Source organism: Pseudomonas sp. BNK-45, assembly GCF_047456255.1.
Classification (GTDB): Bacteria; Pseudomonadota; Gammaproteobacteria; order Pseudomonadales; family Pseudomonadaceae; genus Aquipseudomonas.
Genome location: NZ_CP179909.1, coordinates 5,489,049 through 5,505,273, shown reverse-complemented (window position 1 = coordinate 5,505,273; position 16,225 = coordinate 5,489,049). Strand labels below are relative to the sequence as shown.

The 16,225-nt window shown below is 62.2% G+C and carries 13 protein-coding genes; 9 read left to right on the top strand and 4 right to left on the bottom strand.

The window, feature by feature from the left end; genetic code table 11:
- Positions 1–90 precede the first annotated feature (90 nt).
- Positions 91–1,164 carry a 23S rRNA (cytidine(2498)-2'-O)-methyltransferase RlmM gene (gene rlmM / locus ACMGG8_RS24820; protein WP_060838343.1) on the top strand — a complete coding sequence of 358 codons (1,074 nt, stop codon included), beginning with the start codon at positions 91–93 and terminating at the stop codon, positions 1,162–1,164.
- Positions 1,165–1,356: 192 nt separating this feature from the next.
- Positions 1,357–1,608, top strand: a complete 252-nt coding sequence (gene tusA / locus ACMGG8_RS24815; RefSeq protein WP_047302965.1) for a sulfurtransferase TusA — start codon at positions 1,357–1,359, stop codon at positions 1,606–1,608.
- Here tusA and ACMGG8_RS24810 read toward each other — a convergent pair.
- Positions 1,605–3,014 carry an MATE family efflux transporter gene (locus ACMGG8_RS24810; protein ID WP_060838344.1) on the bottom strand — a complete coding sequence of 470 codons (1,410 nt, stop codon included), beginning with the start codon at positions 3,012–3,014 and terminating at the stop codon, positions 1,605–1,607. The genes tusA and ACMGG8_RS24810 overlap by 4 nt on opposite strands.
- A 188-nt stretch (positions 3,015–3,202) precedes the next feature.
- Between ACMGG8_RS24810 and pdxB the strand changes: the two genes are divergently transcribed.
- Complete coding sequence (pdxB, locus tag ACMGG8_RS24805; protein ID WP_414158621.1) at positions 3,203–4,345, top strand: 4-phosphoerythronate dehydrogenase PdxB; 1,143 nt, start codon at positions 3,203–3,205, stop codon at positions 4,343–4,345.
- 75 nt (positions 4,346–4,420) lie between these two features.
- Here the strand turns inward: pdxB and ACMGG8_RS24800 are convergent, their stop codons facing one another.
- Entirely contained in the window at positions 4,421–4,600 is a 180-nt protein-coding gene (locus ACMGG8_RS24800) for a PA1571 family protein (RefSeq protein WP_011060254.1), read from the bottom strand.
- 259 nt (positions 4,601–4,859) lie between these two features.
- Here ACMGG8_RS24800 and ACMGG8_RS24795 point away from each other — a divergent pair, with 259 nt between their 5' ends.
- Positions 4,860–6,638 (top strand): ABC transporter transmembrane domain-containing protein, encoded by a 1,779-nt coding sequence (locus ACMGG8_RS24795; protein ID WP_414158620.1) that lies wholly within the window; start codon positions 4,860–4,862, stop codon positions 6,636–6,638.
- Positions 6,639–6,761: 123 nt separating this feature from the next.
- Here ACMGG8_RS24795 and ACMGG8_RS24790 read toward each other — a convergent pair whose 3' ends face one another.
- Positions 6,762–8,690 carry a transglycosylase SLT domain-containing protein gene (locus tag ACMGG8_RS24790; protein WP_060838347.1) on the bottom strand — a complete coding sequence of 643 codons (1,929 nt, stop codon included), beginning with the start codon at positions 8,688–8,690 and terminating at the stop codon, positions 6,762–6,764.
- A 213-nt stretch (positions 8,691–8,903) separates the two neighbouring features.
- Here ACMGG8_RS24790 and ACMGG8_RS24785 point away from each other — a divergent pair, with 213 nt between their 5' ends.
- Positions 8,904–10,826: an ATP-binding cassette domain-containing protein gene (locus ACMGG8_RS24785; RefSeq protein ID WP_060838348.1), complete on the top strand. Its 1,923-nt coding sequence runs from the start codon at positions 8,904–8,906 to the stop codon at positions 10,824–10,826.
- 79 nt (positions 10,827–10,905) lie between these two features.
- Here ACMGG8_RS24785 and ACMGG8_RS24780 read toward each other — a convergent pair whose 3' ends face one another.
- Positions 10,906–11,343 carry a universal stress protein gene (locus ACMGG8_RS24780; protein WP_016964862.1) on the bottom strand — a complete coding sequence of 146 codons (438 nt, stop codon included), beginning with the start codon at positions 11,341–11,343 and terminating at the stop codon, positions 10,906–10,908.
- Positions 11,344–11,444: 101 nt separating this feature from the next.
- Here ACMGG8_RS24780 and ACMGG8_RS24775 point away from each other — a divergent pair, with 101 nt between their 5' ends.
- The 4 genes from ACMGG8_RS24775 (at position 11,445) to ACMGG8_RS24760 (ending at position 16,132) form a co-directional block, all read left to right on the top strand.
- Positions 11,445–11,882: a hypothetical protein gene (locus ACMGG8_RS24775; RefSeq protein ID WP_108544856.1), complete on the top strand. Its 438-nt coding sequence runs from the start codon at positions 11,445–11,447 to the stop codon at positions 11,880–11,882.
- A gap of 562 nt (positions 11,883–12,444) precedes the next feature.
- Positions 12,445–14,592 carry a fatty acid oxidation complex subunit alpha FadB gene (gene fadB / locus ACMGG8_RS24770; protein WP_414158619.1) on the top strand — a complete coding sequence of 716 codons (2,148 nt, stop codon included), beginning with the start codon at positions 12,445–12,447 and terminating at the stop codon, positions 14,590–14,592.
- 28 nt (positions 14,593–14,620) lie between these two features.
- Positions 14,621–15,796 (top strand): acetyl-CoA C-acyltransferase FadA, encoded by a 1,176-nt coding sequence (gene fadA, locus ACMGG8_RS24765; protein ID WP_016964860.1) that lies wholly within the window; start codon positions 14,621–14,623, stop codon positions 15,794–15,796.
- Positions 15,797–15,895: 99 nt separating this feature from the next.
- Complete coding sequence (locus tag ACMGG8_RS24760; RefSeq protein ID WP_019093731.1) at positions 15,896–16,132, top strand: DUF1653 domain-containing protein; 237 nt, start codon at positions 15,896–15,898, stop codon at positions 16,130–16,132.
- The last annotated feature ends 93 nt before the right edge of the window (positions 16,133–16,225 follow it).

The window sequence follows — 16,225 nt, the reverse complement described above, 5'->3', positions numbered from 1 at the left end:
AACTCGGTTATGATGCGCCGGTTTTCGTGACAGGCTTTGCTACAGGGCAGGTTTGCGCATCGATTCGTCGCCATTTGCCCAGGAGATTCAATGAACACCCTGTTTATCCACTGCCGGCCCGGTTTCGAGGGCGAGGTCTGCTCCGAGATCGCCGATCACGCCGCTCGCTTGAATGTCGCCGGCTACGCCAAGGCCAAACCCAGCAGCGCCTGCGCCGAGTTCATCTGCACCGAGGACGACGGCGCCCAGCGCCTGATGCAGGGGTTGCGTTTCTCGGAACTGATCTTTCCCCGGCAGTGGGCCCGTGGCGGCTTCATCGAGTTGCCGGAAACCGACCGCATCAGCGTGATCCTGGCCTATCTGGCCGCTTTTCCCCAGTGCGGCAGCCTGTGGCTGGAAGTGGTGGATACCAATGACGGCAAGGAGCTGTCGAACTTCTGCAAGAAGTTCGAAGGGCCGCTGCGCAAGGCCTTGAGCGCCGCCGGCAAGCTGGTGGAGGATGCCGCCAAGCCACGCTTGTTGCTGACCTTCAAGAGCGGTCGCGAGGTCTTTGTCGGCCTGGCGGATGCCGGTAACTCGGCCATGTGGCCGATGGGCATACCGCGGCTGAAATTCCCCCGGGAAGCGCCGAGCCGCTCGACCCTGAAGCTGGAAGAGGCCTGGCATCACTTCATCCCCCGTGATCAATGGGACGAGCGCCTGCACAGCGACATGACCGGGGTTGACCTGGGGGCGGCGCCGGGAGGCTGGACCTGGCAACTGGTCAATCGCGGCATGCTGGTGACTGCCGTCGACAATGGTCCGATGGCCGAAAGCCTGATGGATACCGGCCTAGTGCAGCACTTGATGGCGGACGGCTTTACCTTCAAGCCACGGCAGCCGGTGGACTGGATGGTCTGCGACATCGTCGAGAAGCCGGCGCGCAACGCGGCGCTGCTGGAAACCTGGATCGGGGAGGGCCATTGCCGCGAAGCAGTGGTCAACCTGAAGCTGCCGATGAAGCAGCGTTACGCCGAAGTGAAGCGTCTGCTGGAGCGGATCGAAGAAGGCTTCAAGGCCCGGGGGATTCGCGTGGCGATTGGCTGCAAGCAGCTGTATCACGACCGCGAGGAAGTGACCTGCCACCTGCGGCGCCTGGATGTGAAAAAGCCCAAGTCGGCGTAGTACCCGCAACACCGCCCGCTTCCAGGTAGGAGCCGGCTGGCCGGCGAAAAAGGCCCCACAGCTGTGCAAGGCGTGAGTATGCCTTCGCTGGCAAGCCAGCTCCTACGGCAGGACCGGGGCCGTGGAACGACGGCAACAGATGACCCTATGGCGCCATTGCGCGACAATGCCCGCCTGTTTCAGGAGTGAACCATGAGTCAAATCATCGATACGCCGGTCGACGGCACCCTTGACGCCACCGGCCTCAATTGCCCCGAGCCGGTGATGATGCTGCACCAGCACATCCGTGACCTGCCGGCAGGCGGGCTGTTGAAAGTGATCGCCACCGACCCCTCCACCCGCCGTGACATTCCCAAGTTCTGTGTGTTTCTCGACCACGAACTGGTGGCGCAGCAGGAAGAGGCCGGGACCTATCTCTACTGGATTCGCAAGAAGCTCGACTAACCGGCCGAACGGCTGATGCGGATCTGCTTGCGCGCGCTGCGGGTCAGGCGGATCAGCAGCATCAGCGCGGCGCAGGTCAAGCCGGCAATCAAGCCTTCCCACAAGCCGCTCGGTCCACGCGCCGGGCCGAACCAGTCGGTCAGGCCCAGGGCGTAGCCGACCGGCAAGCCAATCCCCCAATAAGCGAACAGGGTCAGGATCATGGTCACCCGGGTGTCCTGATAGCCCCGCAGTGCGCCGGCGGCGGTGACCTGGATGCCGTCGGAGAACTGGAACAGCGCCGAGTAGACGATGAGCATCGAGGCGACCTGGATCACCAGCGGGTCGTTGGTGTAGATCGAGGCGATGGGGTCGCGCAGCAGAAACATCAGGCTCGCCGACAGGCAGGCATAAGCCAGGGCCGCCCCCATGCCGACCCCGGCGCTGAAGCGTGCGTCACGCGGCTGCTGGCGTCCCAGGGACTGGCCGACCCGCACGGTCACGGCCATTGCCAGGGAGTAGGGGATCATGAACATCAGGGCGCTGACGTTGAGGGCGATCTGGTGTCCGGCCACCACCGTGGCTCCCAGGCTGCCGATCAACAGGGCGATCACCGCGAAGATGCTTGACTCGGCGAATACTGCGATACCAATGGGCAGGCCGACGCTGAGCAGGCGACCGATCACTGCCCCTTGCGGCCAATCGAACTGGCTGAACAGCTGGATCTTGCGATAGGCCTGCGCCCAGCCAATCCAGCCGGCCATGCCCAGCATCATGGCCCACATGACGATGGCCGTGGCCCAGCCACAGCCCACGCCACCCATGGCCGGCACGCCGAAGTGGCCATAGATGAAGATGTAGTTGATGGGGATGTTCAGGGCCAGGCCACACAGGCCGATGACCATGCTCGGCACCGTGCGTCCCAGGCCGTCGCTCAGGCAGCGCAGCACGTAGTACAGCGCCACCGCCGGCAGGCCGCTGGCGATGCCGTGCAGATAGCCCATGCAGGGCTTGATCAGTTCGGGATCGACGTTCATCAGGTGCAGGATCGGTTCGGCGCTGACCAGCATCAGGGTCGCCGAGATCCCGGCCACCACGGCCAGCCACAGGGCCTGGCGTACCACCGGGCCGATCTCGTGCAGCTTGCCGGCGCCAAAGCGCTGGGCCACCTTGGGCGTGGTGGCCAGCAGGGTGCCGGTCATCAGCAGGAACACCGGAATCCAGATCGAGTTGCCCAGGGCCACGGCCGCCAGGTCCCGCGAGCTGACCCGGCCGGCCATCACCGCGTCGACAAAGCCCATGGCGGTGGTGGCCACCTGGGCAATCATGATGGGCAGGGCCAGTTGCAGCAGGTCCCGCAGTTCACGGCCGACCCGGGCAGGGCGGCTGATGGCGGTGTTGGAAGGGGTGTCGGTCACGGAATTCACGGGGCGGAGCGTCCATAGGTGTGTTGCGCAGGACGCGACAGTCTACTCGTTGACATGGTGGTCAGGAAAAAATCCAGTGTTGTGGATTTGTAAGGGCGCCTGCGCTGCAAACGGGCGCTGGACTTCAAGCGGTGCTGGCTCGCCCTGGCATCTGCGCCTACACTGCGGCTCCGCACGAGGAGCCTGCCATGTTGATTGTTGCCGACGAAAATATTCCCCTGATTGACGAGTTCTTTGCCGGCTTTGGCGAGATTCGGCGCTTCCCCGGGCGCGCCATCGATCGGGCGGCCGTGGAGCAGGCCGATGTGCTGCTGGTGCGCTCGGTGACCCAGGTCGATCGTCAACTGCTGGATGGCAGTCCGGTACGTTTTGTCGGCACCTGCACCATTGGCACCGATCACCTGGACCTGGACTACTTCCAGCAAGCCGGGATCAGTTGGTCCAGTGCCCCGGGCTGCAATGCCCGGGGCGTGGTGGACTATGTGCTGGGCAGCCTGTTGACCCTGGCCGAGATCGAAGGGGTGGACCTGGCGCAACGCTGTTATGGCGTGGTGGGGGCTGGTGAAGTTGGCGGACGCCTGATCAAGGTCCTGCGCGGCCTGGGTTGGCAGGTGCTGGTCTGTGATCCGCAACGCCAGGCGGCAGAAGGCGGCGACTATGTCAGCCTGGAGCAGTTGATCGAGCGTTGTGACGTCATCAGCCTGCATACCCCGCTGACCCGCCACGGCGAGCATGCCACCTGGCACCTGCTGGACCGGCAGCGCCTGGACCGGCTCAAGCAGGGCACCTGGCTGATCAATGCCGCCCGCGGTCCGGTGGTGGATAACCGGGCGCTGCGTGAAGTCCTGCTTGAGCGTGAGGATTTGCAGGCGGTGCTGGATGTCTGGGAAGAGGAGCCGACCGTGGACCGCGAACTGGCGGACCTGTGCGTGCTGGCCACGCCCCATATCGCCGGTTACAGCCTGGACGGCAAGCAGCGTGGCACGGCACAGATCTATCAGGCTTATTGCCGCTTCCTCGGTCAGGCCGAACAGGTCAGCCTGGCCAGCTTGCTGCCGGCGCCCTGGGTGCCGCAGGTGAGCCTCAATGCCAATGCCGACCCGGCCTGGGCCTTGGCGATGATCTGTCGGGCGGTGTACGACCCGCGCCGTGATGATGCGGATTTGCGCCGCAGCCTGGTGGACGATGTCGCCCGGCAGCGCAGTGCCTTCGATGGCTTGCGCAAGCATTACCCGGAGCGCCGCGAAGTTGATGGCCTGCAAGTGCGGATTCAAGGGGAGTCGCCGGTGCTGAGCCGGATCGTCAGGGCCCTGGGCGCCAGCCAAGTCTGAACCCGTTCGCAGCCCAGGGCGCGGGCATAAAAAACCCGGCCATAAGGCCGGGTCAAGAGGACGTGAGGCTGTGTGTCAATCTTGCCGAGCAGGCTTGACCAGTCGCTTTTCCAGTTCGCGGCAGGCGTTCTGGATCATGTCTTCAGTAATAGGTACTTCGCGACCCTGAGCGTCGATGATGGCACACCCTAGAGACTGGTTCGGCTGGGTACGGATCACTTGAATCTTGTCATTGCTGCTGTGTTGCAAGGACATGGCCTGTCTCCTCATCAGGTTGTGTGCTTACTTTAGAATGGCCGGGTGACCAAGCTGTTACAGACCGCCACCAGGACTGGCCCGGCCACTTCACTCCACCAGAAATGTCCAGGGAGTGCCAGCCACAGATTAGACCGATAATCTCTAGGCTCTAGTGTCAGCGGTCATAATCAACCTGACTCATTGTGATTTAGCAAAGTTCCTGCGAATTCATCTCGTTGCCGCCGCTGCAGCGGATCAGTCGCCGGCGCGTCAATGGATGAACTGCATGCTCTCTTCTCGTCACCGCCGGGCGCTGCATCTGGCCAGCCGCTTCATTGCTCCTTACCGTTGGCAGGCGCTGGGCGCCTTGCTGGCGTTGATTGTCACTGCCGGCATCACCTTGTCCATGGGGCAGGGCATCCGGCTGTTGGTGGACCAGGGCTTCATGACCCAGTCGCCGCATTTGCTCAATCAGTCCATTGGCTTGTTCCTGCTGCTGGTCCTGGCCCTGGCGGTGGGCACCTTTGTGCGTTTCTACCTGGTGTCGTGGATTGGCGAGCGCTGTGTGGCGGACATCCGGCGCCAGGTGTTCAATCACCTGATCTACCTGCACCCCGGCTTTTACGAGAACAACCGCAGTTCGGAGATCCAGTCGCGGCTGACGGCGGACACCACCTTGCTGCAGTCGGTGATCGGCTCCTCGCTGTCGTTGTTCCTGCGCAACGCGCTGATGGTGCTGGGGGGCATTGTCTTGCTGTTTGTCACCAACCCCAAGCTCACCAGTATCGTGGTGGTGGCCTTGCCGCTGGTGCTGGCGCCGATTCTGATTTTCGGTCGCCGGGTCCGCAGCCTGTCGCGCCTGAGCCAGGACCGGATCGCCGATGTTGGCAGCTACGTCTCGGAAACCCTCGGCCAGATCAAGACGGTCCAGGCCTATAACCACCAGGCCCAGGACGAGCAGCGTTTCGCCGTGACAGTGGAGGAAGCCTTCGATACGGCGCGCAAGCGCATCGTCCAGCGTGCCTGGCTGATTACCCTGGTGATCGTCCTGGTGCTGGGAGCGGTGGGTGTGATGCTCTGGGTCGGCGGCATGGATGTCATTGCCGGGCGCATTTCCGGCGGTGAGCTGGCAGCGTTCGTCTTCTACAGCCTGATCGTCGGCAGTGCCTTCGGCACCTTAAGTGAGGTGATTGGCGAGTTGCAGCGGGCCGCGGGGGCGGCGGAACGCATTGCCGAATTGCTGCGGGCGGACAGCCGCATCCAACCGCCCGACAGCGGGCTGGTGAGCCTGCCGGCGCGGGTGCGTGGTGAGCTGCAACTGGAGGACCTGGGGTTCGCCTACCCGTCGCGACCGGATCGCTATGCCGTCGACGGTTTGACTCTGACGGTGCGGGCCGGGGAAACCCTGGCGCTGGTGGGGCCTTCGGGCGCGGGCAAATCCACTCTCTATGACCTGTTGCTGCGTTTCTACGATCCACAGCGGGGGCGGATCCTGCTGGACGGCGTCCCCCTGACCCAGCTCGACCCGCAGGATCTGCGCCGCTGCTTTGCCCTGGTGTCGCAGAGCCCGGCGCTGTTCTACGGCAGCATCGAAGAGAACATCCGCTACGGCAAGCCTGACGCGACCCTGGCCGAGGTTCAGGACGCGGCGAAGATCGCCTATGCCCACGAGTTCATCGAGCAGATGCCCGATGGCTACCGGACCCATCTGGGAGATGGCGGCTTGGGGCTCTCCGGCGGCCAGCGGCAACGCCTGGCAATCGCCCGGGCATTGTTGGTGGACGCACCGATCCTGTTGCTGGATGAAGCCACCAGCGCCCTGGACGCGCAGAGCGAGCATCTGATTCAGCAGGCTTTGCCCAGCCTGATGAAGGACCGCACCACCCTGGTGATCGCCCATCGCCTGGCTACGGTGAAGAATGCCGACCGTATTGCGGTCATGGATCAGGGCAAGCTGGTGGCGGTGGGTACTCATCAGCAACTGATCGCCAACAGTCCGCTCTATGCGCGCCTGGCGTCCCTGCAATTCAGCGACGGCCCTCAGGCAGCGGTGTAGGAGCCGGCTTGCCGGCGAAAGCGTCCAACAGGCTGGCGCCCAGTTCGACGGTTTCTTCGCGGGCGAGCCAGGAGCTGGCCCAATAAAAAGCCCGCATCGTTGCGGGCTTGTGGAGGGGCGGGGTCACTGGTCGTCGAAGTAGCGCTCATGCCAGTCCACCAGCGGCTGTGGTGAATTGAGCTTCTGCCCATAGATCACCGAGTACGACAGCACGTTCTGTACGTACTGGCGGGTTTCGTCGAAGGGGATGCTTTCCACCCACACATCGAAACTCAGGTGATCGGCGCCCTTGAGCCATTGGCGCACCCGCCCGGGACCCGCGTTGTAGGCCGCGGAGGCCAGCACCCGGTTGCCGTTGAACTGGCTGTGCACCTGGCTCAGGTAGGCGGCGCCCAGTTGGATGTTCTTGTCCGGGTCCAGCACTTGCTGGGGCGAGGCTAGGGGGATGCTGAACTTGCGCGCGGTTTCCTTGGCGGTGCCGGGCATCAGTTGCATCAGGCCGCTGGCGCCGACGTGGGAGCGGGCGTCGTCCATGAAGGCACTTTCCTGGCGGGTGATGGCGAACACCCAGCTGGAATGCAGGCCGCGGACCTTGGCTTCGCGCACCAGGGTGTCGCGGTGAGCCATTGGGAAACGGATGTCCAGGTCATCCCAGTATTGAGCCTGGCTGATGGTACGGATGGCCGGGAAGTACCACTTCAGGTCGTAGGCCAGCCTGGCCTGGGCCACCATTTCGTCGCGGTTGAAGTGTCGGCTGACGTGGTACCACTCGCGGCGCCCGTCGACGATCTGGCCTCTGGCATGAAACTCCAGGGCGCGACGCACGCCCGGGGTATTACGGACTTTGTTGATGACCGCCTGGCTCAGCATCAGCGGTTGGTTGTTCAGCTGATAGGGGGCCTTGGCGTGATCGGCGGCGAGGAAGCCATAGAAGTCCCGCTCCCGGGCCAACCCCTTGAACAGCGCCTGGGCCTGAGGGTTTTGCGGCTGGGCCAGCTCCAGGCTGCGAGCCTGCCAGTAGCGCCAGCGGTTGGTGCTGGCCAGGTCCTGAGGCAGCTTGCGGGTCAACTGATAGGCATCCTCCCAGCGTGCCAGGCGCAACAGCAGGCGCAGGCGCCATTCGGACACGGTGTTGTCGCGCAGCTCCGGGTCGTACTTGGTCATCACGTCCAGGGCGCGGCTGTCGAAGCGCCGGGCCAGGGTCAGGCCGATTTCGCGGGCAATCGCCACTTTTTCGTCGCGGGAGAAGTGCATGCTGCTGGCATAGCCGTCCAGCAGGGCCATGGCCTTGTCAGGGTCCTGGCGTGCCAGTCGGCGCAGGCCGAGGCCGACCACATCGGACATGGCCTCATCGGCCGGCTGGAAGCGCGAGGGCTGGCTCAGCAGTTCGGGTTTTTGCGCCACATCGACCAGCAGGCGACCCTGAGGCGCCAGGCTGGTCATGCTCTTCACCAGGCTGTTGGCCAGAGGATAGTTGCGGGCTTCGGCCGCCAGTTTGGCCCGTTGCCAGCGTTTCTGTTCGGTCAGTTGGCCTTCGGCGGCCCATTGCGCGAACAAGGCGTCACAGGCGGCCGGTTGGGATTTGCCGGTCAGCCAGAGCTTTTCGGTGGCGGCGTAGCCTTCGGCCTTGAGATTGTGTCCCAGCTGGTACTGGCCGTTGAGGCAATCCAGCTCGGTGAAATTGAGTTTCGGGTCGTAGTACTTGGTGAAGGTCGCCCAATCGCCGCGTTCGGCCAGCCAGCGCAACCAGCGCAGTTTCATCCAGTTGGCCTGGGGCAGATCGCCATGTTCGGCGAGGAATTTCTCGATCTCGGCGTTGCTGGCGGATTTCAGCCGGGCAGTCAGCTCGTCATAGGCCAGGTAGGGTTCCAGCGGGTAGTCGCGCAGCGCATCGGCGTAACGGAAGTAGGGGCCGGAATCACCCTTGGCCAGGGCGCGCTTGGCTTCATCGTAATACTGGCGTTGTAGAGTCAGGTCTGCCGCCTGGGCGGATTGGACGGCTGCGGCGGTGAGAAGCAGGCAAGATAAAACACTGAAAAGGCGACTGCGCATGAGACATCCGGGCAGAGAAATCATGACAAGTGCCGACAAGGCCAACACTGATTGCTCACTAGCTTAGCCTTTTGCCAGCAACCGGTGAAAGCTTTGCCGAACCCTTGGCATCAGTTGGCAACAAAAGTGCCTCAGGGGTGGCCGGCGGCGAAATAGCCGGCCTTCTGCGGGCTCAAGTCAGGTAGAATGCGCGCCCGGTTTTTGGAGAAGAACATGACCCTGCTCAAATTCAGCGATGTGTCCCTTGCTTTCGGCGCCATGCCGTTGTTGGACAAGGTGTCCTGGCAGATCGCCCGTGGTGAGCGGGTGTGCATCATCGGCCGTAACGGTACTGGCAAATCCAGCATGATGAAGCTGGTCAAGGGCGATCAGAAGCCCGACGACGGCTCCGTATGGCGCGCACCCGGTCTGAAGATCGGCGAGTTGCCCCAGGAATTGCCGGTGGCCGACGAGCGGACCGTGTTCGACGTGGTTGCCCAGGGCCTGGACGGTGTCGGCGAGCTGCTGGCCCAGTACCACCACCTGAGCCAGAACATCGTCACCGACGCTGATCTGGAAAAACTGATGCACGTCCAGCACGACCTCGAAGCCCGTGACGGCTGGCGCCTGCAGCAACTGGTGGACAGCACCCTGAGCCGTCTGCAACTGCCCGCCGACAAGACCCTCGCCGAGTTGTCCGGCGGCTGGCGTCGTCGCGTGCTGCTGGCCCAGGCCCTGGTGTCCGAGCCGGACCTGCTGCTGCTCGACGAGCCGACCAACCACCTGGACATCGGCGCCATTGCCTGGCTGGAAGAGGCGCTGAAGGATTTCCAGGGCGCGGTCCTCTTTATTACCCACGACCGTTCCTTCCTGCAGAACCTGGCCACTCGCATTCTCGAACTGGATCGCGGTGGCCTGATCGACTGGAACGGCGACTACGCCAGCTTCCTGGTGCACAAGGAAGCCATGCTGGCGGCGGAAGAAACCGCCAACGCGCTGTTCGACAAGCGCCTGGCCCAGGAAGAAGTGTGGATTCGCCAGGGCATCAAGGCCCGGCGTACCCGTAACGAAGGCCGCGTGCGTGCGCTCAAGGCGCTGCGCGTGGAGCGCAGTGAGCGCCGCGAGCGTACCGGCAAGGCCAATATTCAGCTGGAAACCGCAGACAAGTCCGGCAAGCAGGTGATGGTGCTGGAGAACGTCAGCTTCGCTCACCCGGATGGTCCGTTCCTGGTCAAGGACTTCTCCATGGTCCTGCAGCGCGGCGACCGTATCGGCCTTCTGGGCGCCAACGGCACCGGCAAGACTACCTTGCTCAAGCTGATGCTCGGTGGCCTGGTTCCCAGCAGCGGCAAGGTGGAAGAGGGTACACGGATCGACGTCGCCTACTTCGACCAGTTGCGCCACCAGTTGGACCTGGAAAAGACCGTGATCGACAACGTCGCCGAAGGTCGCGACTTCATCGAGATCGATGGCCAGAGCCGTCACGTGCTCAGCTACCTGGGTGATTTCCTGTTCAGCCCGCAACGTGCCCGTACGCCAGTCAAGGCGCTGTCCGGTGGTGAGCGTGCCCGTCTGTTGCTGGCCAAGTTGTTCAGCAAGCCGGCCAACCTGCTGGTGCTCGATGAGCCGACCAACGACCTGGATGTGGAAACCCTCGAGCTTTTGGAGGAAGTGCTGCTGACTTTCCAGGGCACGGTACTGATGGTCAGCCACGACCGGGCGTTCCTCGACAACGTGGTGACCAGCACCCTGGTCTTTGAAGGCGAGGGCAAGGTTCGCGAGTACGTTGGCGGTTATCAGGATTGGCTGCGTCAGGGCGGTTCGCCGCGGTTGCTGGGCGTGACCGAGAACAAGTCCGGCAAGGCCGAGCTGAATTCCGCCGTGGTGGCGCCGGTACAAGCCGCGGCGCCGGCCCCCGCGCAGGAGGCTCCGGCGGCGAAGAAGAAGCTCAGCTACAAGCTGCAACGCGAGCTTGAGGCGTTGCCGGGGCAGATCGAAGCGATGGAGCAGCAGATTGCCGGGGTCGAGGCGGAAATGGCCGATGCCGGTTTCTATCAGCGCCCGGTGGCGGAAACCGCTGCGGTCATCGCCCGGCTGGAGCAGTTGAATGCCGAGCTGGAGCAGATGGTCGAGCGCTGGGCCGAGCTGGATGCCTGAGTGACCGCTGAGCAATAAAAAAAGCCCGACTTCAGAGTCGGGCTTTTTGTCGAGGCCACTGGCGTGCCGGTGGCGGTATTCAGCGCTTGACCAGGTGCACCGCCAGCACGTCACAAGGCGCGCCGTGGAGAACGTCATTGGCGGTGGAGCCCAGTAACAGCGCCAGGCCGTGGCGGCCATGGCTGCCGACCACGATCAGGTCGCATTCCTGCTCCTTGGCCAGGTGGTGAATCTCCTGGCGCGGCTGTCCGTAGGTCAGGTGGCTGTATTCCTTGGTCAGCTCCGGGTACTTGTGGATCAGCCGATCCAGGCGCTCCCGAGCCTGGTCGAACTGTTGCTGCTGCAGTTGCGAAAGGTCCATGGGGACATCGCCGCCGAAGGCCATGGCCATGGGTTCGACGATATGCACCAGGGACAGCTTGGCCCCATTGCTCACCGACAGCTCGCGAGCGCGGTGGATAACAGGATCGCACTCTTCGGTTAGATCTACGGCGACCAGAATATGGTGGTAGGACATGAGGCGCTCCTCCTGAGGATTGCAATAGCTTCAAGTATGGCTGCTTTCAAGCGGGTTGGTTTTGCCCAGGCCCCGCTCATCAAAAAATCGAGAGTACTGATATGACGGTCTGGATAGTGGTGTCAATCCTTGCGGTGGTTCTGAGTCCGCTGGCGTGGTTGCGTCCCTCGCGCCGCCAGAGCGGCCTGATCGCCCTGCGCATGGAGGCGCGGCGCATGGGCCTGGCCATGCAGCTGGCGCCTCAGGAGTGGCCACATTGGCTGGGACAGGAGCCCCCCAATCCGTGCCCGCAGTACCACCGCCCGCGGCGTAGCGCGCAATCGGCCTGCTGGAGTTATTGGCAGACAGCTCCCGGTTGCTGGGTCAATCAATGGCGTGAGCCTTGTGTCGACGAGCTGCTGCTCCAGCACCTGCAGACGTTGCCGTCCGGGGTGTTCAAGGTTGAAGCGGACAAGCAGCTGATTGCCCTGTACTGGAACGAGCGTGGCGAGGTCAGTGTCCTGGAGAACATCGCCTCGGTGCTCAAGGCATTGGCCTGAGGCCTTCGAGGAGCGCGTCCGGGGCAGGGTGGGGCTGGGCGCTGGGCAATAAAAAGCCCGACTCAACATCGGGCGGGATGGCCAGGCAGGCCGGTAATAGGGTTGGAGCCACCTTCGGGTGGCTTTTTGCTGTCTGGGCAGTGGCTTTATTCGATAAATGTTTTCTGGTCATTTCTTCAGATATATCCCCAGCTTAGTCGTACTTGCTCCTTGAGGTCGGGGGATTTAGGGCGATTTTTCTAAATATTGATCCTATGAATGGCCTTGAATGCGGGGCCGTGTTGAAGGTCCGGGGAGCGATGAAGTGACCGCAAAGTCGCGTTTCAAACAGTGTTTTGTACGATTGACAATTGGCGGATTTTCCCTGAATGTGGCGTACCCAAATCAAACGGGCGTATGAAATGAGCGTTTGCATCGCAGGCGGCTCTGTACAGAATCCCGACTATCGCGTTGGCGGGTGTGCCTGGCGGAATGGCGTTAGCATCGACGGTGACGTTAGTGCCAAGCCAGAAGTCAGCGTCCGACGTGTACTGTTCAGCTTCCATATCGTGGAGATCAGTTGATGATTTACGAAGGTAAAGCCATCACGGTTAAGGCTCTTGAAAGTGGCATCGTCGAATTGAATTTCGACCTCAAGGGTGAGTCCGTCAACAAGTTCAACCGTCTAACCCTGAACGAACTGCGTCAGGCTGTTGACACCATCAAGGCAGATGCTTCGATCAAGGGCGTGATCGTCAGCAGTGGCAAAGACGTGTTCATCGTCGGCGCCGACATCACCGAGTTTGTCGATAACTTCAAGCTGCCGGATGCCGAGCTGGTGGCTGGCAACCTCGAAGCCAACAAGATCTTCAGCGATTTCGAAGACCTCAATGTGCCGACCGTTGCCGCGATCAATGGCATCGCCCTGGGGGGCGGCCTGGAAATGTGCCTGGCAGCGGATTACCGCGTCATGGCCGCCAGCGCCAAGATCGGTCTGCCGGAAGTCAAGCTGGGCATCTACCCGGGTTTCGGCGGTACTGTGCGCCTGCCGCGCCTGATCGGTGCCGACAACGCCATCGAGTGGATCGCCGCCGGCAAGGAAAACCGTGCCGAAGACGCGCTGAAAGTCGGTGCCGTGGATGCTGTGGTTGCACCCGAGAAACTCAAGGATGCCGCTCTGGCCCTGGTCAAGCGCGCCATTTCCGGCGAGTTCGACTACAAGGCCAAGCGTCAGCCGAAGCTGGAAAAACTCAAGCTCAACGCCATTGAGCAGATGATGGCGTTCGAAACCGCCAAGGGCTTCGTGGCTGGCCAGGCCGGCCCGAACTACCCGGCACCGGTCGAAGCGATCAAGACCATCCAGAAAGCGGCCAACTTCGGTCGCGACAAAGCCCTGGAAGTGGAAGCAGCCGGTTTCGTCAAACTGGCCAAGACTTCGGCCGCACAAAGCCTGATCGGTCTGTTCCTCAACGACCAGGAATTGAAGAGAAAGGCCAAGGCCTACGACGAAATCGCCAAGGACGTGAAGCAGGCCGCCGTACTCGGCGCCGGCATCATGGGGGGCGGCATCGCCTACCAGTCGGCGTCCAAAGGCACGCCGATCCTGATGAAGGACATCAACGAGCACGGTATCGAGCAGGGTCTGGCGGAAGCCGCGAAACTGCTGGTGGGCCGCGTTGACAAGGGTCGCATGACCGCCGCGAAGATGGCTGAAGTGCTCAACGGCATTCGTCCGACCCTGTCCTACGGCGATTTCGGCAACGTCGACCTGGTGGTCGAAGCGGTGGTCGAGAACCCCAAGGTCAAGCAGATCGTGCTGGCCGAAGTGGAAGCTCAGGTCAAGGAAGACACCATCCTGGCGTCCAACACCTCGACCATTTCCATCAGCCTGCTGGCCAAGGCCCTCAAGCGTCCGGAAAACTTCGTCGGCATGCACTTCTTCAACCCGGTGCACATGATGCCGCTGGTGGAAGTGATCCGTGGCGAGAAGTCCAGCGAGCTGGCCGTTGCCACCACCGTTGCCTACGCCAAGAAAATGGGCAAGAACCCGATCGTGGTCAACGACTGCCCGGGCTTTTTGGTCAACCGCGTGCTGTTCCCGTATTTCGGCGGCTTCGCCAAGCTGGTCAGCGCCGGTGTGGATTTCGTACGCATCGACAAGATCATGGAAAAATTCGGCTGGCCAATGGGCCCGGCGTACCTGATGGACGTGGTCGGTATCGACACCGGCCACCACGGTCGCGACGTCATGGCTGAAGGTTTCCCGGATCGCATGAAGGACGACCGCCGCTCGGCCGTGGACGTGCTTTATGAGGCCAAGCGCCTGGGACAGAAGAACGGCAAGGGTTTCTACGCCTACGAAACCGACAAGAAGGGCAAGCAGAAGAAGGTCGCCGATCCATCGGTACTGGAAGTGCTCAAGCCAATTGTCTACGAGCAGCGTGAAGTCACCGACGAAGACATCATCAACTGGATGATGATCCCGCTGTGCCTGGAAACCGTTCGTTGCCTGGAAGACGGCATCGTCGAAACCGCTGCCGAAGCGGACATGGGCCTGGTCTACGGCATTGGTTTCCCTCCATTCCGTGGCGGTGCGCTGCGCTACATCGATTCCATCGGTGTTGCCCAGTTCGTTGCCCTGGCCGACCAGTACGCCGATCTGGGCGCGCTGTACCACCCGACCACGAAGCTGCGTGAAATGGCCAAGAACGGCCAGAGCTTCTTCGGTTAAGCGCCCACACTAGAGCGAGAGTGAACATATGAGCTTGAATCCTAGAGACGTCGTGATTGTCGACTTCGGTCGTACTCCGATGGGCCGCTCCAAGGGCGGCATGCACCGCAACACCCGCGCCGAAGACATGTCGGCGCACCTGATCAGCAAACTGCTGGAGCGCAACACCAAGGTCGACCCGGCGGAAGTCGAGGACGTGATCTGGGGCTGCGTCAACCAGACCCTGGAACAAGGCTGGAACATCGCGCGCATGGCGTCGCTGATGACCCAGATCCCCCATACTTCGGCTGGCCAGACCGTCAGCCGTCTGTGCGGTTCGTCCATGAGTGCGCTGCACACTGCAGCGCAGGCGATCATGACCGGCAACGGTGACGTATTCGTCGTGGGCGGCGTCGAGCACATGGGCCACGTGAGCATGATGCACGGTGTCGATCCGAACCCGCACATGTCCCTGTACGCGGCGAAAGCCTCGGGCATGATGGGCCTGACTGCCGAAATGCTGGGCAAGATGCATGGCATTACCCGCGAACAGCAGGACGCCTTTGGCTTGCGTTCCCACCAGCTCGCCCACAAGGCGACCGTGGAAGGCAAGTTCAAGGACGAAATCATCCCGATGCAGGGCTATGACGAGAACGGTTTCCTGAAACTGTTCGACTACGACGAAACCATTCGTCCCGAAACCACCCTGGAAAGCCTGGCGGCCTTGAAGCCGGCGTTCAACCCCAAGGGCGGTACCGTGACTGCCGGTACTTCGTCGCAGATCACCGACGGTGCCTCGTGCATGATCGTGATGTCGGCCCAGCGGGCTCAGGATCTGGGTATTCAGCCGATGGCGGTGATCCGTTCCATGGCCGTGGCGGGTGTGGATCCGGCGATCATGGGCTATGGTCCAGTACCGGCCACGCAGAAAGCCCTGAAGCGCGCAGGCCTGGGCATCAACGACATCGACTTCTTCGAGCTCAACGAAGCTTTCGCCGCACAGGCCCTGCCAGTGCTGAAAGATCTGAAAGTGCTCGACAAGATGAACGAGAAGGTTAACCTGCACGGCGGCGCGATCGCCCTGGGTCACCCGTTCGGTTGCTCCGGTGCACGTATCTCCGGGACCCTGCTCAACGTCATGAAGCAGAATGGCGGCACCTTCGGTGTGTCCACCATGTGCATCGGCCTTGGCCAGGGCATCTCGACCGTCTTCGAACGCGTTTAAGCGTTGGGTGGATGGAAGCCGGGGCCCTGTGCCCCGGTTTTTGTTTTTCTGCGGATTTATTTGTTTTTATTTTGAAAAGAATTGCACGAGGGCCAGAGCATGCAGTTACAACCCGGGCTCTATCAGCATTACAAGGGGCCGCAGTACCGCGTTTTCAGCGTGGCGCGGCACTCGGAAACGGAAGAAGAAGTGGTGTTCTATCAAGCCCTGTATGGGGATTACGGTTTTTGGGTACGCCCCTTGAGCATGTTCCTGGAGTCGGTCGAAGTTGACGGCGAGCAGGTCCCACGCTTTGCTTTGGTGCAGGCCGAACCCAGTCTTTTTTCACCGGCATAAGTGCCAGTCGCGCAGTACCCTGCGCTTGACCTCACCTTGTTGCCACTATATATAGCGGGGCCGCGTCAGGCGCCAACCGCCTTTCTCTTCTCG

Coding starts and splice junctions, on each gene's coding strand:
- fadB (WP_414158619.1), top strand. CDS start 12,445: ATGATTTACGAAGGTAAAGCCATCACGGTTAAGGCTCTTGAAAGTGGC.
- ACMGG8_RS24775 (WP_108544856.1), top strand. CDS start 11,445: ATGACGGTCTGGATAGTGGTGTCAATCCTTGCGGTGGTTCTGAGTCCG.
- rlmM (WP_060838343.1), top strand. CDS start 91: ATGAACACCCTGTTTATCCACTGCCGGCCCGGTTTCGAGGGCGAGGTC.
- tusA (WP_047302965.1), top strand. CDS start 1,357: ATGAGTCAAATCATCGATACGCCGGTCGACGGCACCCTTGACGCCACC.
- fadA (WP_016964860.1), top strand. CDS start 14,621: ATGAGCTTGAATCCTAGAGACGTCGTGATTGTCGACTTCGGTCGTACT.
- ACMGG8_RS24760 (WP_019093731.1), top strand. CDS start 15,896: ATGCAGTTACAACCCGGGCTCTATCAGCATTACAAGGGGCCGCAGTAC.
- ACMGG8_RS24790 (WP_060838347.1), bottom strand. CDS start 8,690: ATGCGCAGTCGCCTTTTCAGTGTTTTATCTTGCCTGCTTCTCACCGCC.
- pdxB (WP_414158621.1), top strand. CDS start 3,203: ATGTTGATTGTTGCCGACGAAAATATTCCCCTGATTGACGAGTTCTTT.
- ACMGG8_RS24800 (WP_011060254.1), bottom strand. CDS start 4,600: ATGTCCTTGCAACACAGCAGCAATGACAAGATTCAAGTGATCCGTACC.
- ACMGG8_RS24795 (WP_414158620.1), top strand. CDS start 4,860: ATGAACTGCATGCTCTCTTCTCGTCACCGCCGGGCGCTGCATCTGGCC.
- ACMGG8_RS24780 (WP_016964862.1), bottom strand. CDS start 11,343: ATGTCCTACCACCATATTCTGGTCGCCGTAGATCTAACCGAAGAGTGC.
- ACMGG8_RS24785 (WP_060838348.1), top strand. CDS start 8,904: ATGACCCTGCTCAAATTCAGCGATGTGTCCCTTGCTTTCGGCGCCATG.